At 68.6% G+C, this 21,958-nt stretch carries 26 protein-coding genes and 1 pseudogene; 22 read left to right on the top strand and 5 right to left on the bottom strand.

The window, feature by feature from the left end; translation table 11 throughout:
- Positions 1 to 238 precede the first annotated feature (238 nt).
- Entirely contained in the window at positions 239 to 541 is a 303-nt protein-coding gene (locus ACTWP8_RS24005; protein WP_360845747.1) for a WXG100 family type VII secretion target, read from the top strand.
- Between the two features lie 374 nt (positions 542 to 915).
- Here the strand turns inward: ACTWP8_RS24005 and ACTWP8_RS24000 are convergent, their stop codons facing one another.
- On the bottom strand, positions 916 to 1,317 hold the full coding sequence (locus ACTWP8_RS24000) for a hypothetical protein (protein ID WP_443324200.1): 402 nt from the start codon (positions 1,315 to 1,317) through the stop codon (positions 916 to 918).
- A gap of 98 nt (positions 1,318 to 1,415) precedes the next feature.
- Positions 1,416 to 2,054, bottom strand: coding sequence for a hypothetical protein (locus tag ACTWP8_RS23995; protein WP_443324199.1), 639 nt, complete (start codon positions 2,052 to 2,054; stop codon positions 1,416 to 1,418).
- Positions 2,055 to 2,423: 369 nt separating this feature from the next.
- Here ACTWP8_RS23995 and ACTWP8_RS23990 point away from each other — a divergent pair, with 369 nt between their 5' ends.
- The 10 genes from ACTWP8_RS23990 (at position 2,424) to ACTWP8_RS23945 (ending at position 9,306) form a co-directional block, all read left to right on the top strand.
- Entirely contained in the window at positions 2,424 to 2,729 is a 306-nt protein-coding gene (locus ACTWP8_RS23990; protein WP_443324198.1) for a hypothetical protein, read from the top strand.
- Positions 2,726 to 4,081 carry a putative T7SS-secreted protein gene (locus tag ACTWP8_RS23985; protein ID WP_443324197.1) on the top strand — a complete coding sequence of 452 codons (1,356 nt, stop codon included), beginning with the start codon at positions 2,726 to 2,728 and terminating at the stop codon, positions 4,079 to 4,081. Before ACTWP8_RS23990 ends, ACTWP8_RS23985 begins: the two co-directional genes overlap by 4 nt.
- A 40-nt stretch (positions 4,082 to 4,121) precedes the next feature.
- Positions 4,122 to 4,511 (top strand): hypothetical protein, encoded by a 390-nt coding sequence (locus ACTWP8_RS23980; RefSeq protein WP_443324196.1) that lies wholly within the window; start codon positions 4,122 to 4,124, stop codon positions 4,509 to 4,511.
- The gene (locus tag ACTWP8_RS23975) at positions 4,504 to 5,136 is read left to right on the top strand and encodes a hypothetical protein (protein ID WP_443324195.1); all 633 of its coding nucleotides are present in this window, start codon (positions 4,504 to 4,506) and stop codon (positions 5,134 to 5,136) included. The genes ACTWP8_RS23980 and ACTWP8_RS23975 overlap by 8 nt, the downstream gene beginning before the upstream one ends.
- The gene (locus tag ACTWP8_RS23970; RefSeq protein ID WP_443324194.1) at positions 5,133 to 5,729 is read left to right on the top strand and encodes a hypothetical protein; all 597 of its coding nucleotides are present in this window, start codon (positions 5,133 to 5,135) and stop codon (positions 5,727 to 5,729) included. The genes ACTWP8_RS23975 and ACTWP8_RS23970 overlap by 4 nt, the downstream gene beginning before the upstream one ends.
- Complete coding sequence (locus ACTWP8_RS23965; RefSeq protein WP_443324193.1) at positions 5,726 to 5,902, top strand: hypothetical protein; 177 nt, start codon at positions 5,726 to 5,728, stop codon at positions 5,900 to 5,902. The genes ACTWP8_RS23970 and ACTWP8_RS23965 overlap by 4 nt, the downstream gene beginning before the upstream one ends.
- 346 nt (positions 5,903 to 6,248) lie before the next feature.
- Complete coding sequence (locus ACTWP8_RS23960; protein WP_443324192.1) at positions 6,249 to 6,962, top strand: hypothetical protein; 714 nt, start codon at positions 6,249 to 6,251, stop codon at positions 6,960 to 6,962.
- Positions 6,947 to 7,276: a hypothetical protein gene (locus ACTWP8_RS23955; protein ID WP_443324191.1), complete on the top strand. Its 330-nt coding sequence runs from the start codon at positions 6,947 to 6,949 to the stop codon at positions 7,274 to 7,276. Before ACTWP8_RS23960 ends, ACTWP8_RS23955 begins: the two co-directional genes overlap by 16 nt.
- Positions 7,273 to 8,703 (top strand): hypothetical protein, encoded by a 1,431-nt coding sequence (locus ACTWP8_RS23950; protein ID WP_443324190.1) that lies wholly within the window; start codon positions 7,273 to 7,275, stop codon positions 8,701 to 8,703. Before ACTWP8_RS23955 ends, ACTWP8_RS23950 begins: the two co-directional genes overlap by 4 nt.
- 45 nt (positions 8,704 to 8,748) lie before the next feature.
- The gene (locus tag ACTWP8_RS23945) at positions 8,749 to 9,306 is read left to right on the top strand and encodes a hypothetical protein (RefSeq protein WP_443324189.1); all 558 of its coding nucleotides are present in this window, start codon (positions 8,749 to 8,751) and stop codon (positions 9,304 to 9,306) included.
- On the opposite strand, the gene ACTWP8_RS23940 is transcribed toward ACTWP8_RS23945, so the two are convergent.
- From ACTWP8_RS23940 to ACTWP8_RS23930, 3 genes are all read right to left on the bottom strand, one after another.
- Complete coding sequence (locus ACTWP8_RS23940) at positions 9,289 to 9,831, bottom strand: hypothetical protein (protein ID WP_443324188.1); 543 nt, start codon at positions 9,829 to 9,831, stop codon at positions 9,289 to 9,291. The two genes, ACTWP8_RS23945 and ACTWP8_RS23940, sit on opposite strands and share 18 nt — an antisense overlap.
- 131 nt (positions 9,832 to 9,962) lie before the next feature.
- On the bottom strand, positions 9,963 to 11,780 hold the full coding sequence (locus ACTWP8_RS23935; protein ID WP_443324187.1) for a hypothetical protein: 1,818 nt from the start codon (positions 11,778 to 11,780) through the stop codon (positions 9,963 to 9,965).
- Positions 11,777 to 12,598, bottom strand: coding sequence for a hypothetical protein (locus ACTWP8_RS23930; RefSeq protein WP_443324186.1), 822 nt, complete (start codon positions 12,596 to 12,598; stop codon positions 11,777 to 11,779). The genes ACTWP8_RS23935 and ACTWP8_RS23930 overlap by 4 nt, the downstream gene beginning before the upstream one ends.
- A 425-nt stretch (positions 12,599 to 13,023) precedes the next feature.
- Here ACTWP8_RS23930 and ACTWP8_RS23925 point away from each other — a divergent pair, with 425 nt between their 5' ends.
- The 11 genes and pseudogenes from ACTWP8_RS23925 to ACTWP8_RS23875 all read left to right on the top strand — a co-directional run bounded on the left by ACTWP8_RS23925 (position 13,024) and on the right by ACTWP8_RS23875 (position 21,915).
- The gene (locus ACTWP8_RS23925) at positions 13,024 to 13,638 is read left to right on the top strand and encodes a hypothetical protein (protein ID WP_443324185.1); all 615 of its coding nucleotides are present in this window, start codon (positions 13,024 to 13,026) and stop codon (positions 13,636 to 13,638) included.
- A gap of 61 nt (positions 13,639 to 13,699) precedes the next feature.
- Positions 13,700 to 14,566: pseudogene (locus tag ACTWP8_RS23920) on the top strand (hypothetical protein); the annotation flags it as partial.
- Between the two features lie 350 nt (positions 14,567 to 14,916).
- Complete coding sequence (locus ACTWP8_RS23915) at positions 14,917 to 16,269, top strand: CpaF family protein (RefSeq protein WP_443324269.1); 1,353 nt, start codon at positions 14,917 to 14,919, stop codon at positions 16,267 to 16,269.
- Positions 16,270 to 16,280: 11 nt separating this feature from the next.
- The gene (locus ACTWP8_RS23910; protein ID WP_443314372.1) at positions 16,281 to 17,240 is read left to right on the top strand and encodes a type II secretion system F family protein; all 960 of its coding nucleotides are present in this window, start codon (positions 16,281 to 16,283) and stop codon (positions 17,238 to 17,240) included.
- The gene (locus ACTWP8_RS23905) at positions 17,237 to 18,154 is read left to right on the top strand and encodes a type II secretion system F family protein (RefSeq protein WP_443314371.1); all 918 of its coding nucleotides are present in this window, start codon (positions 17,237 to 17,239) and stop codon (positions 18,152 to 18,154) included. Before ACTWP8_RS23910 ends, ACTWP8_RS23905 begins: the two co-directional genes overlap by 4 nt.
- A gap of 51 nt (positions 18,155 to 18,205) precedes the next feature.
- Complete coding sequence (locus ACTWP8_RS23900; protein WP_443314370.1) at positions 18,206 to 18,481, top strand: hypothetical protein; 276 nt, start codon at positions 18,206 to 18,208, stop codon at positions 18,479 to 18,481.
- A gap of 82 nt (positions 18,482 to 18,563) precedes the next feature.
- Positions 18,564 to 19,106, top strand: a complete 543-nt coding sequence (locus ACTWP8_RS23895) for a TadE family protein (protein ID WP_443324184.1) — start codon at positions 18,564 to 18,566, stop codon at positions 19,104 to 19,106.
- 12 nt (positions 19,107 to 19,118) lie between these two features.
- Positions 19,119 to 19,652 carry a TadE/TadG family type IV pilus assembly protein gene (locus tag ACTWP8_RS23890; RefSeq protein ID WP_443324183.1) on the top strand — a complete coding sequence of 178 codons (534 nt, stop codon included), beginning with the start codon at positions 19,119 to 19,121 and terminating at the stop codon, positions 19,650 to 19,652.
- Positions 19,653 to 19,759: 107 nt separating this feature from the next.
- On the top strand, positions 19,760 to 20,197 hold the full coding sequence (locus tag ACTWP8_RS23885) for a TadE/TadG family type IV pilus assembly protein (RefSeq protein WP_443324268.1): 438 nt from the start codon (positions 19,760 to 19,762) through the stop codon (positions 20,195 to 20,197).
- Between the two features lie 93 nt (positions 20,198 to 20,290).
- Positions 20,291 to 20,938 carry a hypothetical protein gene (locus tag ACTWP8_RS23880; protein ID WP_443324182.1) on the top strand — a complete coding sequence of 216 codons (648 nt, stop codon included), beginning with the start codon at positions 20,291 to 20,293 and terminating at the stop codon, positions 20,936 to 20,938.
- A 74-nt stretch (positions 20,939 to 21,012) separates the two neighbouring features.
- Positions 21,013 to 21,915, top strand: a complete 903-nt coding sequence (locus tag ACTWP8_RS23875; RefSeq protein WP_443324181.1) for a hypothetical protein — start codon at positions 21,013 to 21,015, stop codon at positions 21,913 to 21,915.
- Positions 21,916 to 21,958: the final 43 nt, after the last annotated feature.

The following is a 21,958-nucleotide window of genomic DNA, read 5'->3' as shown; positions in this document are numbered from 1 at the left end:
ACGATATCCGGCCTGCGGGCCCGATGGACAACGGGCCCGACGGACAACGGGGCCTATCGGACTTGTCGGCTCCCGGGGACGGCTGAGGATGCCAAGCCCCGGGAACCGCGGCTGCGTTGGCGGTGTCCTCACCCGTAAGCTGCCTTACCGAGCGGACCATCACACGAATCCGCATCACGAGAAGCACGGTAGCCACGGGGGTCTGCCCTGCGGCACATCTGACAAGAAGGGGAGCCTTATGGGCAAGGGCGATGTGAATCTCACTTACCAGGACATGGAGGACGCGGCCGACAAGATTCGGAAGCACCGGGAAGCCATCGACAAGGACCTGAAGGCTGCCGAGAAGTACGTGAAGAAGCTCATCAACGACGGCTTCGTCACGGAAAAGGCGTCGAAGCAGTTCGACCAGTCCTACGAAGAGTTCACCAAGGGCGCCACGGACACCATCGAGGGCATGGACGGCATGGCCCAGTTCCTGGACAAGGCCGCCGAGGCCTTCCGGAACCTCGACTCGGAACTCGAGCGCGGCCTCAAGAAGTAGCTCTTCCGGCCTTTCTGGCCGTCACGGCCCGCTCGGCCGACTTGGCCGTCTCGGCCTCATGTGTTGTACGGGCCCGGCGCCGCGGCAATCTGCAAAAACCTGCCGCGGGGCCGGGCCCGCGGCCGTTCTCGGGAGGACGTCACGGGGGAAGGGAGAGACGCGACCGGGCGGATCGAGTTGCCGCGGGAGACGGGCTCAGGCGTCGCCGCGGGGCGCGGGACTTCCTGCGTACGACGCGCCGGCGGATGGTGGCGACGCCCGGCCTGGCGGGACGTGCCGCGGCGCGGGCAGCGAGGTGCTCCCGCCAGGCCTGATGCATTTCGGGCAGGCGAACGGCCAACAGACGGCGAGGGTTCTCATGAAGCAGGAGTGCCCTACTTCTCGCTTTTGCCGCCGCCGTCCTTGCCGCCGTCCCCGTCCCCGCCTACCTTGACCGTCCCGCCGCCCTTGCCACTGCCGATCTGTTTCTCGTTCTTCTTGGTGTTCTTCTTGAGCTCTTTCTCCAGGTCGTGGTCGACCTTGCGGACCTCGCGGACGACCGCGTCGGCCATGTCGGCCAGGCCCCCCAACTGTTGGCCGATGTCCTCGCGGCCGTCTTCCCAACCGGACTCGAATTCCTCGAGCTTGTCGACGACTCCGCCGTCCCCGATGTCCTCGCGGTAGTCCTCGAACATCTTCTTCGTCCCGTTCATCCGGGACTTGATCGACCTCAGCCGCCCGCCGAAGCCCTCCAGCTCGCTCAGCGGAATCGCGAAATCGGGTTTTTTGCCACCCATGTCGATTACCTCCCCCTGCGGTAGCCCGGTAGTAGCCCACCTACGGTCTCAAACCCTATGACGCTACGCCTGGCGTACCGGCTCCGCAGTGACAGCCGTTACGCGAAGCGGAAGGTGGAGGTCACGGCGTCGAAGATGTCGAAGAAGGAGTCCGCGAGATCGAGGACCTGGCTGCTTCCGGCCACCAGGGCGACCTTCCCCTCCTCACCGGGGAGGGGGATGAAGGTCTGCATCAGCACAGCGCGTACGGTCCGGTTGTCCGGAGGAATCTCGATGTCCTCGATCCCGTGCGTGCGGGCGGCGATGCCGACCTCGGGGATGTCGACCGTCGTGACCTTCCGCCAGGCGTCGCCCTCCCGCTTGGCGATCCTGGGCTTCAGCTGCCCGACGATGGCGGCCGGGTCGGTGGGCAGGACGGTCCCGTCGGACGTACGGGCGCCGACCAGGGACACGGTGACCGAAGCCGTGATCGGTACCTCGCCGCCGAAACTCTCCGCCATGCAACCGCAGTAGACGGCCCCGGACTCCCACGCCTCGCGCGCGGACCGCTGGAGGAAGGAGGTCAGGACATCGCGGTGCGGGGCCATATCCGGTACGGCGCGGATGCGCTCGTTGACCATCTGCCGGATGCTGTCGTCCCGCGACTCGGGCCGCACGTCGAACTCCCACCACGACTCCGGCACGTTAATCCGGAATCCCCCGCGCTCAACCGTCTGCGCCTCGACCCACCGGCTCATGCTCCCGCTCCCCGTCCGCTCGTCATCGGCCCGACCGTCCCAACCCTACGGTCCGCGGCAATCGGCCAGGGCGCCAGTACGACGCTCGTGGGCCATCCCGACGCGACCGGGCCTGGGGAGCCCAGTTGCCGCAGGGTTGGCAAACTGCTCACCGAAGTAACCGAGAACAAGGGCTGGTTCACCCGCCTTCCTCCTGGCCTCTCCGCTCTTGTCCAAAGGTTCGAGCTGGCGAAACCATGTGCCCCATGGATAGCGTCAGTTCGCTGAGGACAACACTCGCCCAACCGGGAGCGCCAGTGAACCGCCGAGCCCGAAGGCCGAGCCCGAAGCCTCGCTGAAGGTGCACGACCCAGGAGACTGAAACAACCCATGGCAGACGACTCGGACCTCATCGTCAACGTTGATCTCCTCGTGGCCTCGGAGTCACGACTCAAGGGCATACAGAAGGAGCTCAAGAACCTGGGCAACCGCAAGGATGACATGCGCCAGTACTGGGGCAGTGGTGAAATAACGGAAGCCATGGATGAGTTCGTGGACAACTGGGACGACTATCGGGGGAAGATGCTGGAAAGCGTCGACTCGGTCGGAAAGCTGATTACGGCGACCATCGACGGATTTACCGGCCAGGATGCCCAACTGGCCAAGGAGCTGCGGAAGGGCAAGAAGAGGAAGTGACCGCATCCTCCAGGCACCGCCCCCGCGACTGGCAGCCACTCGCCGACTCCGATCCCATACCGGGCGATCCGGAGGAAATCCGCTCCGAAGTGAAGCACATGAAGGGCGTGGCGCAATCCCTCCGGGAGCAAGCCCGACTGCTCCGTGACGTCGGCGACGACAATGAGCTCAGGGGCAAGTACGCCGGCAAACTTCGCGAAGAATCCGAGGTACTGGAGAAGCACTTGCGCGAGGTGGCCGGCCGCTACGAGCGGGTGCACGGCCATCTGACCAACTGGGCGAACGATCTCGAGGACTTCCAGGGCGAGGCCGACAGGGTCCTGGCCAACGCCAAGAAGAAGCAGGACGAAGTCGACGCGGACAGAGCCAAGAAGGCGTCCGGCGACGGAAAGACGCCCAATCCTTCGGAAAGCGGCACGGAACACGATCCGCTGCAGGAGTATCGCGATCAGCTTGATCGCATCAAGGGAGACCGCGACGAACGGGCCCGCCACCACGCGGGCAAGATCCGCGACCAGCTTGACGACGTCATCGAAGACAGCTGGTGGGACGACGTCAAGGGCTGGGTCCACGAGAACGCCGACTGGATCAAGGTCGTGATCGATGTTCTGGGTTGGGTCGCCACGATCGTGGGCGTGATCGCCATGTTCATCCCAGGGCTCAATATCGCCGTCTTCCTCCTGGTTGCCGGATTGATCGTTTTCGGCACAAGACTCCTGCTCGTGGCGTCGGGTGACGCCAGCTGGATGGATGTCGCCATGGATTCCATCGGCCTGGTCACGATGGGCATGGGGCGTCTGGGTGTCGCCATGCTGAAGGGCGCGAATGCGACGACCAAGGGCGCGGCGGCGCTGTCCCGGGTCGCCAAGCTCAAGGACGGTATCCGCGCTCACTCGCGCGTCATGGACGAGCTCGGCAGGACCATCGCCACGACGTCGGACGACGCGACCAAGGTGTTCGCCAAGGAGCTTCGGCACTTCATCCGTAAGAAGATCCTTGACGACGCGGGTAGGGTCTCGATGGATCCGCCGCAGATCAGCAAGCTCGCCAAGGTCGCCAACCTGGGTGATGACGAGGCCGCGGGCCTCTACGCCAACATTGCCAAGAACTCGGATGCGTTCCCTGACGCGGCTTCCGCGGCTACTCGCCTGACGGCTGGGGGCGGTTACGGACTGTCCCTCGGTGCTGCGTACGTCGGAACCGGCGCCGACGTGATCGACAAGACGTTCGGTCAGAGCGACGCCATCGCTGCCGCGCACGAGGAGTTCGGCACTCCGGACAAACCGTTCAGCGAGACTTACAACGACTGGAAGGGGAACACATGGAAGCCTCCGGTCGATACCCACTGGTAAAGCTGCTCCACTCGCACGCCCGAATGAAGGTCAAGAACTGATGCCTCCCAACCGGTCCCTGGTCGCTTCGGTGGTGAACCGCCTCGGTGGCGGAGTTGTGGCAGCGGCACGGCTCTGCGTCATCGTGCCGGCGGTGTTCATCATTGTGTATTTCCTGTTGGCCATCGTGAGCCCGAGATCCCTCGTTCCTGTCTGGGTCTGGCTGGAGCGCGCCGTGGTGTCCGCCGGAATTCTCGGTGTGCTGTGGATCTTCGTGCAGCACCCGTGGCACGGTCGTCGGCCCGAGGGTCTCACCCATGCTCTGGCCGTCTCCTTTCTGCTCGTGCTGCCTGCAGTGGTGACGGGTTTCTGGCCGGGCGTCGTCGGCGCGTTCATCACTCCACTGCTGGTTGCGGGCTTCGCGATCGTGGAAAGGAACCGGAGTGCCTGACGTTTTCGAGGATGTACGGTCGCCTCCCGTCGGCTACACCCTCATCCCTCCGCCGGGATGGGATCTGATTCCCCTGCGAAACGGCGCGGACGAAGCGGTCAAGCGCATCGTCGATGGGGCGGTGGCCCAACTGCCGGAGGACATACCGAAGGACGACGTCATCAAGGCCCGCCTGGAGCTGATCAAGCAGCTCGGCAAGGCCGTGAAGCAGGCGCGCAAGGCGGACGGATTGACGCTCTACCTGCCGGTGGAGCGTATCCACGGCACGCACATCGCGGCTTCCTTCGTCGTGTCCGAGGTGCTCTCGGGCCCCGGAGGCAGTGTCGGCACCGATGAGATCGTGTCCCAACTTCTGGCAGACGCGACGAACAGTGAGCCGATCACCGTCGACGGTTCCGATGGCATCCGCGTGGACAAAATCACGCCGCCTGACCCGGATCGAGACGTGGAGTTCCCCTCACGGCGCATCGAATACGTTCTCCCCGTTCCGCGGAGCGGTGCTCCACAGTGGGTGACGGTCTGTTTCAGCACTATCGCTGACGGTGATCCGAAGAGCGAGTTCGCCGAAGTTCTCGTGGAACTCTTCGACGCTGTGATGACCACATTCCGATGGAGCTACGCATGATCTTCGTGGAGACGGATTCGGATCCCTCGCAGTGGCTGTTGATGCCGCTGGTATGGGACCGCCCTGGGGACCTTGAAGAATGGGCCCACCAGCAGGCAGAGCTTCTCTGGAAGCTTCACGTGAAGCGGCCGAAACGGCGCGATGTCAAGGCCCTCGCCGTGCGGCTCTCCATGCTCGCCGAAGGCATCCCCGGCAAGATCCCCGCGCACCAGGTGTTTCTGTACGCGCCCGACCCCCGCCGGATCCCCTTGCCCTTCTTCGCGCTCAAAGTCCCCATCGAGGGAGACCGCACAGCACGTCTGCGTGAGGCGGTTCAAGCCGACGAGGAGAGCCCGGTCCGTCCGGTCGAGGTGGAGCCCTTCACCACCGAACGCATGGGAGAGGGCCTTCGATCACTGCGTTACTTCGGATCGCGCGAAGGTGCGTTGATGATGTCCGTCAACTTTGGCTGGCGGTCGGAGGAGTTCGGGGTGGACCTGCAGCTGCGAACAGTCTCCGACGACCCTGGCTGGCTGGCAGCGCACATCGAGGAATGCGATGAATTCGCCCGCAGTATCTGGCTGAACGACGCGAGTTCTTCGACGTCGTCTTGACGACTTCACAGGGGGCCGATTCACGCGAGCTGGCCACGCTGCCGAGCAGCATCGTGGGCCTGGCGGTCGGGCCGACTGCCGTCCTCTGGCTGCGCGCGCGGGATCGGTTCCTCGTACCGACAGTGTTGGGCACCGCCCTCGCCGGGATCGACGGGGTGTTACACCATTCGTGACGGTCTGTTGGCCGACGGTCGCCTTCACCTCGCGGCTGTGGCACTGCGAGAGCGCGGTCTGGGCCCGTCCAGGAGTGGCGGCCCTCCGCGGCCACGGCGAGGAGCCGGGGCGAGGTCGCGGAGGCGGCCGTGGAGGCTGCGGACGGTCTCAAGGACGGTGCCCGCGGCCCGCACCCCATCGAGCCGAACCAAGCCGTCGCCGACCCCGGCAGAGCGAGGCAACAGCGCGGCTGCGTGGCCGAAAACATTCCCGTAGAGTGACTCGCCCAGCGGCCGGGTGACGCTCGGCCCTGGCCCCCAGCAGGCGTATGGACGGGCCGCCCATCGGACGGCGCGGAGGCGACGCATGACACATCAGCCGGGATCCGACGGGGATCCCGCGCGCCCGCGCAGGGGCAGCGGCTTCGGTCTGCTCACCCCTGAGGACTGGTACCGCATCCCGCTGCAGCCGCCGGAGCGGCGCGAGGCGTCCGTACGAGCTCTGATCGACCGGCAGTTCAAGGGCGTCGACGATCAGCCCATCCTGCGCCGCGAGTCCGAAGAGCTGCTGCGCGGAGCCGCGGAAGCGGGGGCCGACAAGGGCGGGGTGGTCCTCTACCTCTCCTTCATGGACGTGAGAGGAGTGCCGCTTTCGGCCTCTCTCCTGGTGTCCGTCGTGAAGGAGCGCTTCCGTGCGCTCGACACCGTCGCCGCGCTGGCCAGAGAAGGCCAGGGCGAGGTGGAGCCCGTGAAGCTGCCGGCTGCTGGGGCCGCGGCGCGGCGGCGGCGCACGGAGCGAAGCAGGGAATCGAAGCGTCTGGGAACGGAGTTCGCGGACACTGTCGTCGAATACTTCGTACCCGTGCCGCGGCGTGACGAGACGCTGATGCTGACCTTCAGTACTCCGCTGGAGCCGATCGCCGACGCGATGGCCGAGCTGTTCGATGCCGTGGCGGGCACGCTCCGCTGGCCGAACCATGACCACGACGACAACGACAACGACAACAACAACGACGACAACAACAACGACGACAACAACAACGAGAACGAGAACGGGGAATCGGCGTGGGCGAGAAGCTGAAAGTGTCCACCGAGGACCTGCGGACCGCTGGCAGCGGGCTGCGGACCGTTGCCACCGAGTTCGAGGGGCTCGACAAGCTGATGGACGTCTACGACCGCCGCACCGTCGGGCACCAGCTGCTCCAGGAGCGGTTGCAGGACTTCTCCGACGGCTGGAACGACAACCGCACCAAAATGATCGAGGAGATCAAGGGCCTCGGCGAGGTCGCCGAGAAGGCCGGTGAGGCGTACGAGCAGATCGACACCGAGCTGATGAAGGCCCTTCTCGGCAAGGGCAAGGACGGCAAGGACGGCGGAAAGGGCGGGAAGAAGTGAGCAGGCCCGCCGACTGGAAGTGGGAGCCGCTGGGCGAGGACTCCGACCCCGTACCCGGAGACGTCCACGACCTCAAGTCGCTGTCCACCCGCTTCACCAAGACCGCGGAGACGATCTCGAAGACCGCCGCCGCGCTGCGCCGCCTCGGCGACCTCAAGAGCTGGGACTCCGATGCGGGCAAGGAGTTCGCCGAGAAGGCGAAGGAGACCGCGGACACCGTCAGCAAGGCCCACAAGCGGTACGACGAGGCCGGCAAGGCCCTCAAGGACTACTACACCGATCTCGAGGAGATCCAGCGCGAGGCCGACCGGCTGCTCGAGCAGGCCGAGACGGCGGCGGGCGAGGTCACGGCCGCCCGGCGGAAGGCGGACAACCCCCCGAAGGGGACGGACCAAAAGGGCCAGAAGGACCTCGACGACAAGGCCGATACAGCGCAGGGAGCGCTGGACGACTTGCGGGCGAAGCTCGGGAAGCTGAAGACGCGGCACAAGGAGTCGGGAGATGCCGCGGCGAAGCTGATCCATGACGTCACGGAGGGGGACGACCTCAACGACTCCTGGCTGGACGAGCTTCGGGATGCGCTGAATGTCATTGCGAATGTTGCGGGAGTGATCGCTGCATTCTGCGGCATCGTCTCGCTCCTGGTCGGCTGGATACCCGTGATCGGCCAGGCCATCGCGGGCGTCCTGGGGACCATCGCCCTCGTCGCCACGGCCATCTCCCTCGTCTGCCACCTGCTGCTCTTCATCAATGGTGATGCCGAGTGGACGGATGTGGCGATGGACGTCCTGGGACTGGCCACGTTCGGTATCGGGCGGGTCTTCTCCAGCGCCTCCAAGCTCGCCGCGACTCTGGGGCGCAGCAAGGTGTGGGACGCGGCCAACCGTTTCGTACGGACAACCGCGCCGCAGCTGAACTCGGCGCAGCGCCGGATGCGTGTGGTCGAGATGGTGGGCAGGCGGGCCGGTGCGCGAAGCTGGGACGCCGCGCCGCCGAACGTGTCGTTCGGCGCCGCTTTCCGAGGCCTGCGAGGGGGATTCACGGATGATCTCGCCACGATCCGTGGAAACCTTCGTGTTCTGGGCGATGTCAGAGGCAACTTCGGTGCGCTCAAAGACGCGTGGCAAGCAGGCGGCCTGCGAGGCGTCGGCAACATGTACGCCGGTCCCGGAATGGTGGACGAGTTCGGCAGGATCAAGGCCATCAGCCCCGCGACGCTGGCCGAGATCGGAACTCCGAACGCCTTCCGCCAGACAGCGGTATTCAGCGGGCTGTCAATGGGAGCCATGACCGTCGGGGGCACCTCGGATACGGTCAGCGCTGTGAACGCCGCCCAGGACGTCTCAGGGTCGGTCGTCAACGAATTCTTGCTGGGCCGGTCCGGCCTCGACGTCACCGGCGCTGACAGTTCACTGGCAGGGAGGTGAGCGGTGGCGCACACGACGGACGTATCGGGCTGGGAGACGTGCACCGTGTCGTTGCCCGAGCCGGACAATTGGCTGGTCCTCGACCTGAACTCCGAGGCTCCCCAGGAATGGGCGCAAGATACGGCACGTCGACACCTGGGCGAGGACGCCGAGCGCCGGTTCCACTACGCCTTCGCCCAGGACCTGATGCGTTTGGCGGAGGTCGCTCGGGCCAGACGGGCGCTGTCGGCGGGTGTCTTGGCACCCGCCCGAGGCCCCTCCATCGCCCTCCTCCACGTCCGTGAACTCAGGATTCCCATCGAGTCCTGCCGCCTGGAGGTGCTGCGGGCCGAGGCAGAACAGATCGAAGGCCCTTTTTTCCTGCTGCCACGCCTCACCGAAGTCGCGTTGCCCCTCGGACCGGCTCTACGCGTGCACAGGATGGAACCGACCGATCCGGAGAGCGACTCCACGAAGGTGCTGGAAGGCGTCGCGCATTATGTCCTGCCCAGCCAGTTCCCTGGGACCGCCCTTGAACTTGTGATGACCTGGGACACCCCTGAGCTCGGTGAGGCGCTCACGGCGATGGCCGACGAGATCGCGGCTTCAGCCCGTCTTGCGTGACTTCGGCAGCAGACGTCCCAGACCGGATGCCTTGAAACGGTCCGATGAGGCGAGGACGGCGGCCGGAAGCCAGCTGAGACCAATCAGCGGGACGGCCAGGGCAGTCGTCACATTCTCGGGAAGCAGCCAACCCAGCTGTGCAACGAGCACCGACACCGCAGCCAGGTAGATCGTGATGCACGCGACGCCCAGGAGTCGCCAGGTCCCCTGCTGAAGGGAGACACGGTCACCGTGGGCATCCGGCTTGACGACGGACAGCAGAATCACGGGCACGAGCATCCCTGCCAGTGCCCCGAACGCCAGGCCTCCGACCACCGTGGCCCCGCGGCCGTCCTCCGGTAGGACAGCGGACAGAAGTCCGGTATTCGCGACGACCATGACCCGCATTCCACCGATCGCGGCCGCGGTCATGATCGCCAGAACGAGCAAGAGGCTCAGGGTGAATCCGAGCTTTCCCAGCGATGACTTCTGCGTCCGTTGCTGCTGTGCCTGCTGCGCGCGCGAGGCCGGGGGCGGATTGGCCATAATCGTTCGGTGTCCTCTGCATGAGGGGCCGCGGGCTCGCTGAGGATAGCCGCAGCTGCTCGGTGGCCCAAGAGCGGCCCAAGAAGGGCGTTCCTCAGCGTCTCTCGGTCTCGGGCTGCGGTCGACCCCGCTCAGTCCGACGGAGCCTTCGGCGGGTCCGGCAGTGTGAAGCTGAACCAGCTGCGGGCGCGGGTGTACTTCGCCAGCAGCACGAGGGTCGCGACCACCGCCGGGATCGCCCCCAGGCCGATCGCCAAAGGCGGCAGGAACCAGCCCAGTTGCGCGATGCCGAGCGCGACGGCGAAGATCAGGCCGCCGATACGGGCCAGGCGTGCCGCGTTTCCCAGCAGAGCGCGGCGCCGTTCCGCCCGCGCCTCGCCACCGCCCCGCTCCGCGACCCCGCACAGCGCCAGCGCGAGAGCCGCGCCGAGTGCCCCGCCCCAGGCCGCGCCGGGCCAGAACATCGCCAGCGCGCCCTCCCTCGGAATCGTCAGCGCCGCGCTGACCATGCCGCCGAACACGCCGCAGAATCCGAAGACGCCCAGCGCCACCATGGTCAGTTGCCCACGAACGAGTTCCCCCAGCCCCGGCCGCGGCCCTGCCCCCAGCCCTGCCCCGGGCCCCGCCCCCTCGGCCTGCCGTGGAGCGCGCGGGCGCAGGAAGACGGCGCCGGAGCAGGCGTACGTGGCCGGCACGCCCAGGATCAGGGCCAGTGCCGCGCCGAACAGGCCGCCGCTCTTGCCGCTGCCTCCATGAGCGGGGAAGGCGCCTTCCGCGTACCACGCGCCGACGGCCACCAGGAGCCCCACGGCCCAGTACGCGGCGATGAGCGCCCAGCCCGTGCCGATCCGGGCGCGCCGGTAGCGAGCGACGGGCGTCTGCAGCAGACCGGCGATCGGGACCGTGAGCAGATACCAGCCGACGATGATCGCCTCCAGCGCCCGGTCCTGGTCGGAAATGGCCTCGAACAGCGCGGGTGAGCTCCCGAGCCCGAATCCCTCCGGGACGGTGGCGACCAGGGTCACGAGGACGAGACCGGCGACACCCGCCACGGCACCCGCGGCGCGGCGCAGCAGCTTGCCGTACGGGGTCGCAGGCTCCTCCGCGCCCTTGCGCAGCCGCACGCCGCCACGCGTACGAGTCGCCGCACGGCCGATCAGGTACTGCCGTACGCCCCACAGCACCGGGACCGTCAGCCCGCCGAGCGCGAGTGCGCCGAACGCACCGAGCACCACGCCCGGCACGAAGTCCCCGGAGAACAGCCCCGGCAGGGTGTCCTCGGCGATCGGATCGGGCGCGGCAGGCGGCTCGTACGGCGGCGAACCGGCAGGTCCGGCCGGGGCTTTGGCGATGTACGACACGAGCTTGCCGAGCCGTTCGGCCAGTTTCAGATCGTCGGAGGGGTCGTCGTAGCCGGGGCTGGTGATGGCGTCGGGGACGGCTTGGAGAGACGCGGTGTCCAGTCTCGCCCCGTAGTTGACGAGTTCGATGTCGCCGTCGAGGGGGTCGGCCACGACGTACAGGCCGTCGCGCCGCGTCTCGTCGTGGAGGCGCTGCGCGAACAGCAGGCTGTCGCCCGCCGACTCGTCGTCCGGCCAGGACGGCACAGCGGCGACGTAGACAGGCACGTCCAGTCTCTCGATACGGTCGCGCAGCGCGGAGCGCTCGGCGGCAGTGAACGGGTCGGGGCTCTCGGGGTCGGTGTAGAGCGGCCCGCGGCGCAGCCCCTCCGAGACCCGTTCGGTGCGGGCGGTCATGTCGGCGGCCGTGGGCGGGGTGCTGTCGCTGGACGAGGTGTCGTTGAACCGCCACTGCGCGGCCAGCGCGATGAGGACGGCGGACGCGACGGCCGCGGCCAACACGGCGGCGAGGAACGGGCCGAGGCGGGACGCGGGCCGTGTGCCGGGCCGTGCGGCCGCGCCGGCGCGCGTACGGAGTCTGCTGCTCATGCCTGGTTCCCCCGTTCCTCCGAGGGGGCGGGGAGGGTCCGGCGCCAGTGCCGCACGTACGGAGCGAGCACCAGGAGCAGCACCGGAACTCCCGCCAGCGCGATCCCGGTTACGAAGCTCTGGTTCTTGCGGTCGGTGGGGGAGGTGTGCAGGGCGGCGGGCTCCTCGCCGGAGTCGTGGTCGTACTTCACTCGCGCCGCTTCGTAGCGCTGCCGTGCCTTCCCCGAGTCGAGGATCTCGACGAAGCGCCGGAAGCTCCGCTCGGCGCCCGCGTCGTAGGGCATTTCGTACGAGACGGCGTACGCGGCGTCGGCGGCCTCCTCGGCGGAAATGCCGATCCCGTAGGGGCGTGCGGCGCCCACGCTGCTTTCGTCCAGCAGGATGTACAAGCCGTCCCGCCCGAGCCGCGCGTGCACGGCGTCCAGCAGCTTCTCGTCCGGTACGTCCGCGATCCCGACCGGCAGCGCCAGCACGTACACCGGCCCGCCGAGCCGCTCGGCGGCCCCGGCGAGCACCGGGGCGGCGGAGCGGGCGAGTTCGCGGGGCATCTGGTCGCTGATGTGGATCGGGTTACGGCGGAGCTGCCCGGCGAGGTACGCGACTTGGGCGCGGTCGGGCCGCCCGGACTCGTCGCGAGCGGACTCGGCGCGTACGGACTCGGCACGCCCGGACTCGGCGCGTACGGACTCTGCCCGTACGGACGTTGTCGGCCCGGACTCGGCGGGTGCGGCGAGCGCGGCACCGGTGCCCGTCGTCAGAACGGCCAGCCACGCCCCGACCGCGGCAAGTCCGGCCCGTACCCCGCGCGCCGGATGCACCCGCGCTCCGCGCAACCGCACTCCGCGAACCCGCACCCTGCTCCCCCCGTCCCCGTCCCCGTGAAGCTCCCTCACGCGCCCAGATAATGGCATGGATGCGCAAGCTGATCGCAGCTGAGGGTTTGCGGCCCGATAACGACCGCTCCCTGCATCGTTTCACGATCAATGGCTCGCCTTGAGGCGCTTATGTGCTGCTGATACGGTGCGATGACTTGACAGCCTCACGCCAGCTGAGTATTCGCGCCGGGTGGGGCTGATTTGGCGTAGATGCCCGAATGTTGACTTGAGTTGCGGGGACGGGTGACGTGAAGGTCCAGGAGCGTGCGGGGGCGGGGAGTCACAGGGCTTCCGGAGCTGGTCAGCCGGTTGGGGACAGGCTTCCTACGGCACCCCGCGAGCGTAAGCCGGCGCTGGCTGCCCTCGCCGTGCTGCTCATCCTGATCGGTGCCCTCGGCACCACGGTTCTGGTGCTGCGCGCCGGAGAACGTATTGAAGTTGTGAAGGTTACGGAGCCGGTGCCGGCCGGAAAGCGCGTCCCGCAGAGCGCGGTGGAATCCGTGATGGTCGCCAAGGATTCCGGTGTGCAATACGTGACATGGGATCAGCGCGATCTGCTCAGCACCGAGTACTGGGCCGCCACCGATCTCACCGAGGGTTCGCTGCTCGTCGGGTCGATGCTGACCGGCAAGCCGGACATCGCCGACGGCAAGGCCCTCGTCGGCCTCTCCCTCAAGGACGGCCAGTATCCGAAGGGCCTCAAGGCCGGTGACACAGTGGCCCTTTACCGCGTCGGCAGCGATGCCGCCAGGGAGTCCGGCTCCAGCGGCTCCGACTCGGACACCGGATCCGGCACCGCAGCCGACAATCTGCTCGTGGCGAGCGCCCGGGTCAGCGAAGTGACCGAGACCAGCGGCGAGACCATCAGCAGCGGCGACCTCCCCGTCTCCGTCCTGGTCACCGCGGACGAGGCGCGGGTGCTGACGCCCTCCGCCTCCGCCGGTGAGGTCGCCGTCGTACGCGTGCCGAAGAGCGCCAGTTGACAAGGGTGTTGGGGGGCACCGAGCCCACCCGGCGCAGCTAGGGGACAGGGACAAAAGGACAATGGCGCTCATCGCTCTCGCCGCCGACAAGGGTTCGCCCGGCGTCACCACCACCGCCGTGGCGCTCTCCGCCGTCTGGCCGCGGCGCGTGCTGCTGGCCGAGGCGGACCAGGCGGGCGGGGACCTCGTGTACCGCAGTGCCGCCGCGCACGGCGGGCCGCTCGATCCGAACCTCGGCATGCTCTCCGTCGCCGCCACCGCCCGCCGCGGCCTCGCCGCCGAGCAGCTCTGGGACCACGCCCAGCCCATGTCGGGCGGGCTCGAGGTGCTGGTCGGTCTCAGCAGCTCGGAGCAGGCCGCCGGTCTCGCCGGGCTCTGGCCGACCCTCGGCCGCGCCTTCACCGGGCTCGCCGACTCCGCGCACGGCGCTGCCGACGTGGTGGCCGACTGCGGCAGGATCGGCCCGGATTCGCCCAGCATCGACATGTTCCCGCAGGCCGCGCTCGTACTCCTGGTCGCCCGTACGGAGCCGGAGCACCTGGCCCGGATACGGGACCGGGCCGCGGCTCTGTCCGCCAAGCTGCATGGCTCGCACCGCGGCGCCGCCCAGCTCGGGCTGCCCTTGATCGGCGTGCTGCTCGTGGCCGACCCGGGCAACACCCGGATCGCGGGCCAGGTCAACGACATGCTCGTCGCCTCGCAGACCGGCGCCCGCGTCGTCGGCGTCATCGCCCACGACCCCGCAGGGGCGGACCAGTTGGCGGGCCGCAAGCGCGGCAGGCTGGAGAAGTCGCTGCTGATCCGCTCCGCCCGCAAGGTGGCGAGCGATCTGCACCAGCAGTTCGGCGCCGCGTGGGCCGGGCCGTCCGCGATGCCCGGCCCCGTCGGCCCGTCCGCGCATGGCGGCGGCCCGTCCACGCACGGCGGTGGCCGGCCCATGCCGGGCGGCGGACCGGGCGGGCCGGCCGGCTACGGCAGCACCCACGGCGGCGGCCAGCCCGGCCACTCCGGCCAGCCAGGCCCATCCGGCCAGCCCGGCCACGGCGGCGGTCGGCCCGCGCCGGGCGGCCGTTCGGCCGCGCCGGGTGGCGGCCAGGGCACCATGCAGTACGGCGGCGCCGCAGCGCACGGCGGCCCGGCCGGCCCCGTCGGTCCCGGCGCGATGCCGGGCGGCCCGGCCGCGCACGGCGGCGCCTCCGGTCCCATGCCCGGCGGCGGCTCCGCGCCGCCGCCCACCGGCTCCGCAGGGGTGGTCCGGTGAGCGGCACCGGTCACACCATGGGGCGGGGCCGTACTCTCAACGGCTCCGCGGGGCAGCAGTCCCGCAGCGCCGTCGACCACTCCCTCGTCAAGCGGTTCCGGCAGGAGGCCGGTGACCGCATCGCCGAGCAGCGCCGTATGGACCAGACGTCCGGCGTCGCGCCCATGTCGACCGAGGACGAGCGGCAGTACGCGCGCGCCGTCATAGCCCAGATACTCGAGGAGCACGCCCGCTCCGAGATCAACTACGGGCGTACGCCGCTCGACGCCGAGACCGAGGAGGCGTACGCCGCGGCCGTGCACGCCGCCCTCTTCGGCGTCGGCCGCCTCCAGCCGCTGCTCGACGACCCCGAGGTCGAGAACATCGACATCAACGGCTGCGACCAGGTCTTCGTCGGCTACGCGGACGGCCGCGAGGTGCGAGGCGACGCCGTCGCCGAGACCGACGAGGAGCTCATCGAGCTCATCCAGGTCCTCGGCGCCTACTCCGGCCTCTCCTCCCGCCCGTTCGACTCGGCCAACCCGCAGCTGGACCTCAGGCTCCCGGACGGCTCGCGTCTGTCGGCCGTCATGGACGTCACCCGGCGCCCGGCCCTCTCCATCCGCCGCGCCCGCATGGGCAAGGTCTTCATGTCCGACCTCGTGGGCAACAGCACGCTCACCCCCGAGATCGGCAACTTCCTCGCCTGCGCCGTGCGCGCCCGCAAGAACATCATGATCGCGGGCGCCACGAACGCGGGAAAGACCACGCTGCTGCGCGCCCTCGCCAACGAGATCCCGCCGCACGAGCGCCTCATCACCGTCGAGCGCGCGCTCGAGCTCGGCCTCGACACCTTCCACGACCTGCACCCGAACGTCGTGGCGTTCGAGGAGCGGCTGCCCAACTCCGAGGGGCAGGGCGCGATCAGCATGGCCGAGCTCGTGCGGCGTTCGCTCCGTATGAACCCCTCCCGCGTCATCGTCGGTGAGGTCCTCGGCGACGAGATCGTCACCATGCTCAACGCGATGTCGCAGGGCAACGACGGCTCGCTGTCCACGATCCACGCGAACAGCTCGAGCGAGGTCTTCAACCGCATCTCGACCTACGCGCTCCAGGCGAACGAGCGGCTGCCCATCGAGGCCAGCCAGATGCTCATCGCCGGCGCGATCAACTTCGTCGTCTTCATCGAGCGCCGCAACAACTACGAGAGCGGCGGGCGGCTGCGCCGTACCGTCACCTCCATCCGCGAGGTCAACGGCGTCGACGGCCGCGTGCTGTCCAGCGAGGTGTTCGCGGAAACGCCCGACGGGCGGATCGTGCCGCACGCGCCCATCGCCTGCCTCGAAGAACTGACCGTCCACGGCTACCGGCCGACCGGGACCTGGGGGTGAACTGAGCGCGTATGAACTCCATTTCTTCCATGGGCGGGTTCTTCTCGCTTCCCGTGCTGTACGCGCTGCTGTGCGGCGTCGTCGCGGGCGGCGGCCTCGCGCTGCTGATCGCGGCGGTGCGCGGACTGCCCGCCAAGCCCGAGCACGAGAAGGCCAAGGCGAGCGAACGGGCCGCCGAGCTCGCGCGGTTCGCCTCCCGCCGCGGCTCCATCGCCGCCGGCGCCGGCCTGCTGGTTCTGCTGCTGACCCGCTGGGCCGTCGCGGGCATCGCCGCGGGCATCCTTGTCTTCACCTGGGACAAGCTGTTCGGCGGGGCGGCGGAGGAGCGGGCCGCGATGCGCCGTGTCGAGGGCCTGGCGTCCTGGACCGAGTCGCTGCGCGACACCATCGCGGGCGCCGTCGGCCTGGAACAGGCCATTCCGGCGTCCGCGCGCGCCGCCACGCCCGCGCTGCGGCCGCACCTCGACTCGCTCGTCGACCGGCTGCGCTCCCGTACGCCGCTGCCCGACGCACTCCAGCACCTCGCCGACGAGATCGACGACGCGTCGGCCGACATCATCATCGCCGCGCTGATCCTCAACGCGCGGCTGCGCGGCCCGGGTCTGCGCGAGGTCCTCGGCGCGCTCGCCAAGTCGGCGCGCGAGGAGGTCGACATGCGGCAGCGTGTGATGGCACAGCGGTCCAGCACCCGGCGCAGCGTGCAGATCGTCGTCGGCGTCTCCATCGCCTTCGTCCTCGGACTCTCCGTCTTCAACCGGGACTTCGTGGCCCCGTACGGCACGGCGGTCGGGCAGCTGGTCCTGGCGTGCGTGTGCGGTCTGTTCGCGATGGGCTTCTTGTGGCTGCGCAAGCTCTCCAGCATCGACACTCCGGACCGCTTCCTGACGCGGGAGCAGCCGGCGGTCACGTTCGTACGGCCGCGCTCGGGGCATCCGCAGCAGTCCGCACATGAGGAGGTGGCGTCGCGATGACCGAGACGGTGCTGATCGGGGCGGTACTCGGCCTCGGGCTCTACGTACTGCTGCGGGCCATGATGCCCTCCCGGCGCAGCTCGGTGTCGACCGTCGCGCAGATCGACGCGCTGCGGGCTCGCGGCGCGACGTACGCCGGTGGTGATCAGGCAGGGGACGGCGGCGGCAGGCTCGGCCCGATGCGGGCCCGCGTCGGACAGCGAGTCGCGGAGATCTACCTCCAGCAGGGGTGGGAGCAGCGGTCGCTGCGCGCCGACCTGGCCGTCCTCGGCCGCAGCTGGGAGTCGTTCCTGGCCACGAAGGTGCTGCTGAGCGCGGTGGGCCTCTTCTTCGGCCCGCTGGTCTTCGCGGTCATCTGGACGCTCGGCGTCGGCAGCAGCCCGGTCATCCCGATCTGGCTGGCGCTGGTCTTCGCGGGCATCTTCTTCATGCTGCCGGACCTGGAGGTACGGCGGGACGCGGCGGACAAGCGGCGTGACCTGCGGCGCGTCGTCGGCGCGTACCTGGACCTGGTCTCGATGAACCTCGCGGGCGGGCGCGGCCTGCCCGAGGCGCTCATGGCGGCGGCCGAGGTCAGCGACGGCTGGGCGCTGCGGCGCGTCCGCAACTGCCTTGCGGACGCGCGTATCACGGGTACGAGTCAGTGGCAGGCGCTCGGGAACCTCGGCGGGGAATTGGGCGTGGAAGAACTGAAGGACCTTTCGTCGTCGCTGGCGCTCGTCGCCGACGACGGCGCGAAGGTGCGGGAGTCGCTCGCCTCGCGTGCCGAGACGATGCGGCACCGGGAACTGGCGGAGATCGAGGGGGCGGCCGGTGAGAAATCGCAGTCGATGCTCGTGGCGCAACTGCTGCTGTGCGCAGGCTTTCTGGTGTTCCTGATCTTTCCGGCGGCGATGCGCGTGTTCCAGGTCTGAAACGGTCCGATTTTCCCTGCTTCCCCACCCATTTGAGAGGACACACGAACCATGAACTCCGGATCTCGATTCGGCTTCGGCGGGCTCAGCGGACTGGGCCACCACCCGGCCGTCGACTTCCTGGTCACCTTCCTGCGGGGGCGCGTCGAGCGCGCCCGCTCGGGTGAGCTGGACCGCGGCGCCTCGGCGGTGGAGTGGGTGATCATCTCGGCGGTCGTGGTCGCGATCGTCGGCGTGGTCGCCGCCATCATCAACACCGCGCTGAGCGACGGCGCGAACAAGGTCGGCGACTGCATCAAGGGCGCCAGCGCGAGCAAGACCTGCTGACGCGGCGTACGGCTCAACTGACAGCTGAACTCACGGCTGAACTGACAGCTGAACTCACCAGGCTTTAACGGGGACTCGAATCATGAGACGCACCAAGGCACGGGCGCGCCATGCCGTGCGACGCAGACTGGAGGCCGCCCGCGGCGACAGCGGCGTGGGCGTACGCCGGTGCTGCGCGGGTGGTCGTACGGGCGGCAGCGGCCGGGGTTCGGGCGGCCGGGGTTCGGGCGGCCGGGGTACGGACGACCGGGGCATGACGGCCATCGAGTTCGTGCTCCTGACGCCGGTGCTGTTCTTCATGATCTTCGCGACGGTGCAGTTCGCGCTGTACTTCTTCGCGGACCACGTCGCCCAGGCGGCGGCCCAGGCGGGCGCGCGCGAGGCCCGCGCCCAGGCGGACGAGAACCCGGGCGGCTGGCGCGGCATGGCCAAGTCCAAGGCCGACGACTACATCGAACAGCTCGGCCCGAACCTGCTCATCGGCCCGCAGACCAGCCCCATCGCCCCGGCGGCGAACACGGTGGGCGTGGAGGTCGAGGCGAACGTGCCGACGGTCTTCCCCGGTCTTGACCTGACCGTGTACGCGCAGTCGCGGGGCCCGGTCGAGCGATTCGTCGAGGACTGAGGGCTGAGGACGATGGACGAGGCGAAGGTGCTCGAGGCCGAACGGGCGGGAGCCGGACGGGTCGGAGCCGTACGGGCCGAAGCCGAACGGGCTGAGGCCGTACGGGCTGAAGCCGTACGGGCCGAAGCCGAACGGGCCGGGGGCCCACGTGATGCAGGAGACTCAGGCCTGTCGACGGTCGAGGTGGTCATCCTCGCACCGGTGATGATCATGTTCATTCTGGTGCTGGTGGCCTTCGGCCAACTGGTCGACGGCCGCGGCGCGGTGGACGGAGCGGCACGCGACGCCGCCCGCGCAGGGTCGATCCAGAAGGAGCAGGGGATCGCCATGGCGGAGGCGCGGAAGGTCGCGGAGTCCGATCTCGCGGACGTGTGCGCGGGCGGCGTCGACGTGGTGAAGACGAGCCCGGGCTTCCAGCCGGGAGGCTATTTCACGGTCGAGGTCAGCTGCCAGATCCGAGGCCTCGGCATGCTGGGTCTGGACATCCCGACGAAGCTGACGGGCCGCTCGACGTCCCCCCTCGACCCGTTCCGGAGGGCAGCGTGAGCGGCGTGAAGACCCTGAAGGCCGTATCGGCCCCGGCCCCCGCCCGTACCCGCGCCGCCGCACCGGGCCCGTACCCGGCCCGAGTCCGCGCCGCCGTATCCGCCCGCCTGAGCACGCTCCGCACTCGCCTGGACGACCGCGGCTCGGGCGCGGCCGCTGTCATCATCTTCGCGGTGCTGTTCCTGACCCTCGCCGCGTTCGTCATCGACGGCGGCCTGTCGATCTCCCAGCGCGAGCGCGCGGCCGACATCGCAGAACAGGCCGCCCGCTACGCCGCCCAGGACCTCGACAAGGAGGCCCTCCGCGAAGGCCGCGGGGGCCAGGCCCCGATCAACTACCAGAACTGCGGCGCCCGCGTCCAGGACTTCGCCCGCGAGGTCGGCCTCTCGGGCGCCGACATCGCCGGTTCCCGCTGCCTGGACGGCGACGTCGACTTCGTCGAGGTGGAGGTCCAGCTGACGTACGAGCCCATCCTGACGGGTCTCTTCTACGACGGCTCGATCACGGTCCATGGCGAGGCCCGTGCCGAAGTCCGCACAGGATGACGGGGGTTTCGTGACACTGGCTGACTACCCTGATCTCCCCTGGACCCGACTCACCTTCAAACCAACCACGAAGGCACTGGGAGTACTTACCCCATGAAGATCCGATTCGTGAGCGCCGCGGCCGTGGCGGCGACGGGAGTCCTGCTACTGACGACAGCGTGCGGGAGCGACGACGGCGGCGGCAAGGCCAACGACGAGATCGCGGGCGCGCAGAAGGAGGAGAAGGAGTCGGCGTCCCCGTCCCCGGAGGAGAAGGGCGCGCCGAAGTTCGACCTGCCGTCAGATGTCAAGGTCGTCGTCGATGCCGACAAGACCGGTGACAAGGCCAAGGACGAGGTCCTGAGGGACCACGGGTACGCGCTGATGGGGATGGTGGAGTCCTTCGCCAAGGGCGAGGCGACGGACAACTTCAACCGCTATTGGGCGGATGGAGTTCACGCTAAATACGTTGCGAACTTCAAGATCTACAAGGACGATGGCGCCACGGTCACCGGGACTGACCGCTATTACGGCCGCGAGGTCAAGTCTGTCGAGGGTAACAGCGCGCTCGTCACCTTCTGCGAGGACCAGAGCCAGATCTTCGACAAGATTGTGAAAACTGGGAAGGTCGAGAAGACCAAGCCGAGCCTGAAATCCTTCGTCGAGCTCCGTGCACAACTGAAGAAGAGCAGCACGGGCGAATGGCAAGTCATCGACGAGCAGCGCCTGGAGGGGAGCAGGTCATGCCAGCAGGATGCCTGAGGCAGCGTTCAGCAGGAGTCGGTTTCGCGCTCGCTCTGCTGTGGGGGATCACCACCTGGACTGCCGGAGAGGCAGTGGCAGATTGGGAGAGGAGGGGCAAGGACGGTCAGACGGCACCCCAGAGCGGCAACGGCGCCATCGGCTCCCAGGTCCAGTTCAAAGTGACGAACAACGGCAACGGCAAGCCGATGACCAGCTCCAGCGGCTCTTGGTCCCCGCCGGTGTGCTGGTTCGAGCCGCGGTACACCAACGAGGAACTGGCCAAGCACAACAAAGAACTCGAGGGCAAGGGCCCGTTCGAGGGCATCGACCACGACACGGCGGACCGTCGGCAAGAGGAGACCGACGCTCACAAGGGCAAGAAGGGGATGTGGTGGGAGCGGACCCCGGTGATGTCGCCCCGGGAGTGCGACATCGGTGAGCTCTGGATCTGGGTCGAACCTCAGGACCCCGCACCCCCCGAAGGGGCGATCGACCCCGAAATCCTCGCCGGCCTCGCGTACGACCGAACCAAGCTGCCCGCCCCGCCGGTGGAGCTGCGCCCCGGTCCGGACAAGCAGGTGGTCAACCTCGACACCCAGGTCAAGTTCGCCCAACCGCTGGACCGCGTATGGGTCACCGCGAGCCTCAACAACCCCCAAGCCGGCGTGAACATCGCAGCGACCACCGTCGCCACGCCCAGCAAGCTGCGTATCGACGCCGGTACGGAGTACGCCGACCCGCGGACCTGCGAGTACGACATGGTGAAGGGCGACGGCGGCTACAAGGTCGACAGCGCGGGCTCGGACTGCAACATCCAGTACAAGAAGTCCTCGGGCGACGGCACGTACCCCCTCAAGGCCGAGATCGTCTGGGACGTCCACTGGACCGCTTCGGCCAACCCCGACGACGCCCCTCAGCAGCCGGCCCTGCCGGACGGGCTGTCGGTGTACGAGGAGGACGTCACGGTCAAGGAGATCCAGACCATCGTCCGTTGACCGCTCCACCCGCGAAGGCACTGGGAGTGCTTGCTCAATGAAG

It is taken from the genome of Streptomyces sp. 7N604, assembly GCF_052245475.1.
Taxonomy (GTDB): Bacteria; Actinomycetota; Actinomycetes; order Streptomycetales; family Streptomycetaceae; genus Streptomyces.
This window is presented reverse-complemented; position numbering and strand designations above follow the sequence as displayed.

What these genes read in the sequence shown, in the direction of transcription:
- ACTWP8_RS24005 (WP_360845747.1), top strand. Translation starts at nt 239, where the DNA reads ATGGGCAAGGGCGATGTGAATCTCACTTACCAGGACATGGAGGACGCG.
- ACTWP8_RS23905 (WP_443314371.1), top strand. Translation starts at nt 17,237, where the DNA reads ATGACCGAGACGGTGCTGATCGGGGCGGTACTCGGCCTCGGGCTCTAC.
- ACTWP8_RS23960 (WP_443324192.1), top strand. Translation starts at nt 6,249, where the DNA reads ATGACACATCAGCCGGGATCCGACGGGGATCCCGCGCGCCCGCGCAGG.
- ACTWP8_RS23910 (WP_443314372.1), top strand. Translation starts at nt 16,281, where the DNA reads ATGAACTCCATTTCTTCCATGGGCGGGTTCTTCTCGCTTCCCGTGCTG.
- ACTWP8_RS23980 (WP_443324196.1), top strand. Translation starts at nt 4,122, where the DNA reads ATGCCTCCCAACCGGTCCCTGGTCGCTTCGGTGGTGAACCGCCTCGGT.
- ACTWP8_RS23895 (WP_443324184.1), top strand. Translation starts at nt 18,564, where the DNA reads ATGAGACGCACCAAGGCACGGGCGCGCCATGCCGTGCGACGCAGACTG.
- ACTWP8_RS23940 (WP_443324188.1), bottom strand. Translation starts at nt 9,831, where the DNA reads ATGGCCAATCCGCCCCCGGCCTCGCGCGCGCAGCAGGCACAGCAGCAA.
- ACTWP8_RS23970 (WP_443324194.1), top strand. Translation starts at nt 5,133, where the DNA reads ATGATCTTCGTGGAGACGGATTCGGATCCCTCGCAGTGGCTGTTGATG.
- ACTWP8_RS23900 (WP_443314370.1), top strand. Translation starts at nt 18,206, where the DNA reads ATGAACTCCGGATCTCGATTCGGCTTCGGCGGGCTCAGCGGACTGGGC.
- ACTWP8_RS23890 (WP_443324183.1), top strand. Translation starts at nt 19,119, where the DNA reads ATGGACGAGGCGAAGGTGCTCGAGGCCGAACGGGCGGGAGCCGGACGG.
- ACTWP8_RS23935 (WP_443324187.1), bottom strand. Translation starts at nt 11,780, where the DNA reads ATGAGCAGCAGACTCCGTACGCGCGCCGGCGCGGCCGCACGGCCCGGC.
- ACTWP8_RS23995 (WP_443324199.1), bottom strand. Translation starts at nt 2,054, where the DNA reads ATGAGCCGGTGGGTCGAGGCGCAGACGGTTGAGCGCGGGGGATTCCGG.
- ACTWP8_RS23915 (WP_443324269.1), top strand. Translation starts at nt 14,917, where the DNA reads ATGGGGCGGGGCCGTACTCTCAACGGCTCCGCGGGGCAGCAGTCCCGC.
- ACTWP8_RS24000 (WP_443324200.1), bottom strand. Translation starts at nt 1,317, where the DNA reads ATGGGTGGCAAAAAACCCGATTTCGCGATTCCGCTGAGCGAGCTGGAG.
- ACTWP8_RS23990 (WP_443324198.1), top strand. Translation starts at nt 2,424, where the DNA reads ATGGCAGACGACTCGGACCTCATCGTCAACGTTGATCTCCTCGTGGCC.
- ACTWP8_RS23880 (WP_443324182.1), top strand. Translation starts at nt 20,291, where the DNA reads ATGAAGATCCGATTCGTGAGCGCCGCGGCCGTGGCGGCGACGGGAGTC.